The organism is Acidithiobacillus sp. TH-A35 (assembly GCF_057473505.1).
In genome coordinates, this window is the sequence record NZ_JBYCKR010000152.1 from 1 (window position 1) to 5,147 (window position 5,147).

The window sequence follows — 5,147 nt, forward strand, 5'->3', positions numbered from 1 at the left end:
AGTCGCAAAAAATTGCAAAATGACAATATGATGCAGCATATCGTGGATGACGATCATTTTCATGATGAATGCGGGGTAATTGGCGTATTTGGTCATCCGGAAGCCGCCAACCTGACCTATCTCGGCCTCTATGCCTTGCAACACCGGGGCCAGGAGTCGGCGGGTATTGTTTCTGGCGATCAGGGCAAGCTTTATGTGCAGCGCGGTATGGGGCGGGTGGCCGATGTCTTCGGACTGGAGCAGATCGGCAAGCTGCCCGGTGAACAGGCGATCGGCCACGTGCGCTATTCCACTGCAGGGGATTCCGTACTGCGGAATACCCAACCGGTATTTATCAATTATCGCCATGGCGCCTTTGCCGTCGGTCATAATGGTAATCTGGTCAACGCGGCTGAACTCCGCACCCGGCTGGAGCGGGAAGGGGCCATATTCCACACGGATATGGACACCGAGGTCATCGTCCATCTGCTGGCGCGGGTACCGGGCGACGATGCGGGGACCCGGCTCGCGGCGGCGCTACAGCAGGTTTCCGGTGCCTACTCGCTGGTTTGTCTGACGGAAAGCCGACTGATTGGGGTGCGTGATCCCATGGGCTTTCGTCCGTTGGTGCTGGGGCGCCTGATTGATTCCGGGGGCTTTGTGCTGGCCTCCGAGACCTGTGCCCTCGACCTGATGGGGGCGGAGTTCGTCCGCGACATTGAGCCGGGGGAACTGATCGTCATTTCCAAAGAAGGGATCGAGAGCCGCAAGCCTTTTGCGCCCGTCGGCCGGCGCATGTGCGTCTTTGAATATATCTATTTCGCCCGTCCGGACAGTGTGCTCGATGGTATCCACGTATACTCGGCGCGCAAACGCATTGGTCAGGCGCTGGCACGTCTGCATCCGCGAGAGGCGGATCTGGTGGTGCCCGTCCCCGATTCCGGCGTTGCGGCGGCCATGGGCTATGCGGAGGCCTCTGGTCTGCCCTTCGAGCTGGGGCTGATCCGCAATCACTATGTGGGCCGCACCTTCATTCAACCGGCACAGCGCGGTCGTGATTTCGGGGTTAAGGTCAAGCTCAATGCCCAGCCCAACATCCTGCGTGGTAAACGGGTGGTCCTGGTGGATGATTCTATCGTCCGGGGCACGACCAGCGCTAAAATTGTCAGTCTGGTGCGGGCTGCTGGCGCGCGCGAGGTGCATTTTGTGGTCAGCGCGCCACCCACGACCGGGCCCTGCTATTATGGCATCGATACCCCGGATCGCTCCCAGCTCATCGCGGCCCAGCACAGTATTGAAGAGGTGCGTAAAATCATTGGTGCCGACAGCCTGGGCTACATTAGTCTGGAGGCGCTTTATGAGGCCGTGGGCGGGCGTGGGCAGGGTTTCTGCGACGCCTGTTTTAGTGATGACTATCCGTTGCCAACGCCGGAAGGACATGGCTCGCGTCAATTGCATCTGATCGAGGAGCTGCGATGAACTCTCAGGATTCCAACCCGGACTGGGCGGCACATCTCCGCCCGGAGACCCTCGCCATCCGCGCCGGTATTCACCGCACCCAGGAGCAGGAGCACAGCGAGGCCATCTTCCCGACTTCCAGTTTTGTTTTCGACTCGGCAGAAGAGGCCGCGGAGCGCTTTGCCGGACGGGCGCCGGGGAATATCTATGCGCGCTTCACCAATCCCACCGTACGTACTTTTGAAGAGCGGCTTGCCGCGCTGGAGGGTGCAGAATCCTGTGTCGCCACGGCCTCCGGCATGGCCGCCTGCCTGACCGCCTTCATGGGGATGCTCAAGGCGGGCGATCATATCGTCGCCTCCCGCTCTATTTTTGGTACGACGGTGCAACTGCTCAGTAATATTCTCGGCCGCTTCGGGGTGGAGACCAGTTTTGTGCCGCTGGCGGACGTGGCGGCGTGGCACGCGGCACTGCGTCCCAATACCCGGATGCTCTTCCTTGAAACGCCTTCTAATCCGCTTACCGAGATTGGCGACATGCAGGCACTGGCGGATCTGGCCCATGCCCATGATGCCTGGCTAGTGGTGGACAACTGTTTTTGTACCCCGGCCTTGCAGCAGCCCCTCAGGTTTGGCGCCGATCTGGTCATTCACTCCGCCACCAAGTACCTGGACGGGCAGGGGAGAACCCTGGGCGGGGCGGTTTGCGGCAGTACCGAACTGCTCAACAGCGGGCCACGCAATTTCGTGCGCACGGCGGGCCCAAGTCTCAGCCCCTTCAACGCCTGGGTGCAGCTCAAAGGTCTGGAGACCCTCGGACTGCGCATGACGCGTCACTGCGCCAATGCCCAGCAGATTGCCGAATGGCTGGAAGCACGGCCGGAAGTGGCGCGGGTTTATTATCCGGGCCTCAAGAGTCATCCACAGCAGGCCCTCGCGGCGCGTCAGCAACGCCTGCCGGGTGCTATTCTGTCCTTTGACCTGCATGGTGGGCAGATGGCGGCCTGGGCCTTTGTGGACGCCCTGCGCCTGCTCTCCCTGACCGCCAATCTCGGCGATGCCAAGACCACCATTACGCACCCTGCCAGCACGACCCACAGCCGGGTCGGTCCTGACGCACGGGCAGCGGCGGGGATTGGCGATGGTTTGCTGCGGATCAGTGTCGGACTGGAGCATGCTGACGACCTGCGCGATGATTTGGAGCGCGGCTTTGCCGCTCTTGCAAGCCGCTGATTTGCGCTATCCTTGGACAGGAGCGAGTTTTCCAGCCACTTTTCCAACTGCGGAGATAATGAAATGACAAGATTCCGTGCATTACAACGTCATGGACTCAAGCCGGACACGCGTATCTGCGTGCTTGATAATGGGATGCCGTTGACAGTGACGCCCAGCGACATGGCGATCAAAAGTATGACCGACCTCAGTCGGGTGCCCGCTGCGACGACGAAGCCGGAAACCACCATTGATCAGGCCATGCAGCGCATGATTCATGTGGGTGTCCGTATGCTTTTTGTGCTGGATGACTTCGGTACGCTGATCGGTCTGGCCACTGCCCGTGACATCATGGGTGAAAAGCCCGTAAAACTGGCGGCCGAAAACCATGTCGCGCGGGACTCCATCAAGGTGCAGGATGTCATGGTGCCTCTGGGTCAGATTGATGTGCTCGACTTCGCTGAGGTGGAGCGGTCTACCGTGGGGGATGTCGTCCTGACCCTGCGCAAGGCGGGGCGTCAGCACGCCCTGGTGCGCGAGGAAACGCCCCGCGGTGAAGAGATTCGCGGTGTTTTTTCCATCAGCCAGATAGCGCGACAACTGGGGGTGTCTATTCAGACCAATGATGTGGTGCAGAGTTTTGCCGGGCTGGAGCAACTCATCACCAGTGATGACTGAACGAGACCCCCGCCACGCGCGGGCGGGAGTGGTCTCCCGTGCATGAGATCAACGGGCTGCTGCTGGCAGCCTTACTGATTCTGCTGAATGGTTTTTTTGTTGCGGCAGAATTTGCGCTGGTGCGATTACGCAGTACCCATGCCCGTACCCTTGCCCAGGAGCATGGGCTGCGCGGGCGCATTCTCATGCGGATGCACCATCGTCTCGACGCCTATCTTTCCGCTACCCAACTCGGCATTACTATTGCCTCTCTGGGTATCGGCTGGGTGGGCGAACCCACCGTAGCGCGTTTGCTCCAACCTCTTTTCCGGGCTGTTGGGGTGACCGATCCGACGGCCTTGCGATCAGTTTCTTTTGCAATCGGCTTTGCCCTGATCTCCTTCATCGTCATTGTGATCGGCGAGCTGGTACCCAAGTCACTAGCCATCCGCAAGGTGGAGGCAGTGTCCCTGTGGACCGGTGCGCCCCTTTACGCTTTTTACTGGCTCATGTACCCGGCGATCTGGGTGCTCAATGGCGCGACCCGCATCGTGTTGCGCCTCTTTGCGCTGCGCGTGGATCAGCATGCCGGCGATGCACCCCATTCCCGCGATGAACTGGCGATGATCCTGGCCCTCAGTCAGGCGCAGGGCACCCTCGGCCAGCGCACCGGAGATATCCTCGATCGCACCCTCGATTTTACGGAACTGACGGCCGGGGACCTGATGCGTCCCGCCGCCGAGATGGTCTGTCTGATGTTGGAAGACAGCCCGGAAGAGATCCGCCAGGTGATGATGCGCCATCGCTTTACCCGTTATCCGGTGTGCGAAGGGGACCGCCAGCATGTGGTCGGCCTGCTCCACGTCAAGGATGCTTTTGCGACCCTGTCAAAGCACCCGGACCTGGGTGACCTGAAAACACTCCTGCGCCCGCTACCTTCCGTAGGCAGGGCGTTACCGGCCATGGACTTGCTTACCCATTTTCGTTCCGGCCACCCGCATTTTGCGCTGGTGGTGGATGATCTGGGCACCATCACCGGTTTTGTCACGCTGGATCACGTGCTGGAAAGTCTGCTCGGCGCTATCCCCGATGAGTTCCGGCACCAGCGGCGGGAGTGGCGGCGGCGCCTTGACGGCAGTTGGGTAGGTTCTGGCAGCCTCTCGCTGTATTCCCTGGAGCGCAGCCTGCACATCGACATTGACGAGGAGACTGCGGATACCATCGGCGGTCTGGTCATGCATCAGCTCGAAAGGGTTCCGGAAGAGGGAGAGCGGATCGCTTTTCCCAACTTCGACGTGGTGGTCTTGCGTAAAAAAGGTCCACGCATCACACTGGTGCAAGTGATCCCGCACCCCGACCAACCTGAATCCGACTGGTTTTCCTGATACGCTCCATGCAGAAAAGTGATTTTTATTATGAATTGCCTGATGCGCTGATCGCCCAGGCACCTCTCGCGGAACGCAGTGCCGCGCGCATGCTCATCGTTGATGGCCGCCAAGGCACTTGGGAAGATGCGCGGATATGCGATCTGCCCGACCTCCTCCAGCCCGGAGACCTGCTGGTCCTCAATGATACCCGTGTGCTTCCCGCGCGTTTGCAGGCCCGCAAAGCGACGGGTGGCGCGGTCGAACTGCTGCTCGACCGACTGGTCGATGCCCGGGAGGGCTGGTTTCTGGCGAAATCGTCCAAGGCGTTGCGACCGGGCATGCGCATTCATTTGCCGGGCGGTGCCGTTGCCACGGTAGAGGAAAAGGATGGCATGGACGTCCGTCTTATCCTGTCCGCGGACGCCCAGTGGTTACCCATTCTCGAAGCCGAAGGGAGTATGCCCCTGCCGCCTTA

At 60.5% G+C, this 5,147-nt stretch carries 5 protein-coding genes; all 5 read left to right on the plus strand.

Annotation, left to right across the window (positions count from 1 at the left end):
- Window positions 1–30 precede the first annotated feature (30 nt).
- Window positions 31–1,458, plus strand: a complete 1,428-nt coding sequence (gene purF / locus AC2VNK_RS05255; protein WP_486883079.1) for an amidophosphoribosyltransferase — start codon at window positions 31–33, stop codon at window positions 1,456–1,458.
- On the plus strand, window positions 1,455–2,669 hold the full coding sequence (locus AC2VNK_RS05260) for an O-succinylhomoserine sulfhydrylase (protein WP_486883076.1): 1,215 nt from the start codon (window positions 1,455–1,457) through the stop codon (window positions 2,667–2,669). Before purF ends, AC2VNK_RS05260 begins: the two co-directional genes overlap by 4 nt.
- Before the next feature lie 63 nt (window positions 2,670–2,732).
- Complete coding sequence (locus tag AC2VNK_RS05265) at window positions 2,733–3,326, plus strand: CBS domain-containing protein (protein WP_486883077.1); 594 nt, start codon at window positions 2,733–2,735, stop codon at window positions 3,324–3,326.
- A gap of 38 nt (window positions 3,327–3,364) precedes the next feature.
- Window positions 3,365–4,690 (plus strand): hemolysin family protein, encoded by a 1,326-nt coding sequence (locus tag AC2VNK_RS05270; RefSeq protein ID WP_291523109.1) that lies wholly within the window; start codon window positions 3,365–3,367, stop codon window positions 4,688–4,690.
- Between the two features lie 8 nt (window positions 4,691–4,698).
- A partial coding sequence (locus AC2VNK_RS05275) for an S-adenosylmethionine:tRNA ribosyltransferase-isomerase (RefSeq protein ID WP_486883078.1) occupies window positions 4,699–5,147 on the plus strand: 449 nt, incomplete at its 3' end.

What these genes read in the sequence shown, in the direction of transcription:
- purF (WP_486883079.1), top strand. Translation starts at nt 31, where the DNA reads ATGCAGCATATCGTGGATGACGATCATTTTCATGATGAATGCGGGGTA.
- AC2VNK_RS05260 (WP_486883076.1), top strand. Translation starts at nt 1,455, where the DNA reads ATGAACTCTCAGGATTCCAACCCGGACTGGGCGGCACATCTCCGCCCG.
- AC2VNK_RS05265 (WP_486883077.1), top strand. Translation starts at nt 2,733, where the DNA reads ATGACAAGATTCCGTGCATTACAACGTCATGGACTCAAGCCGGACACG.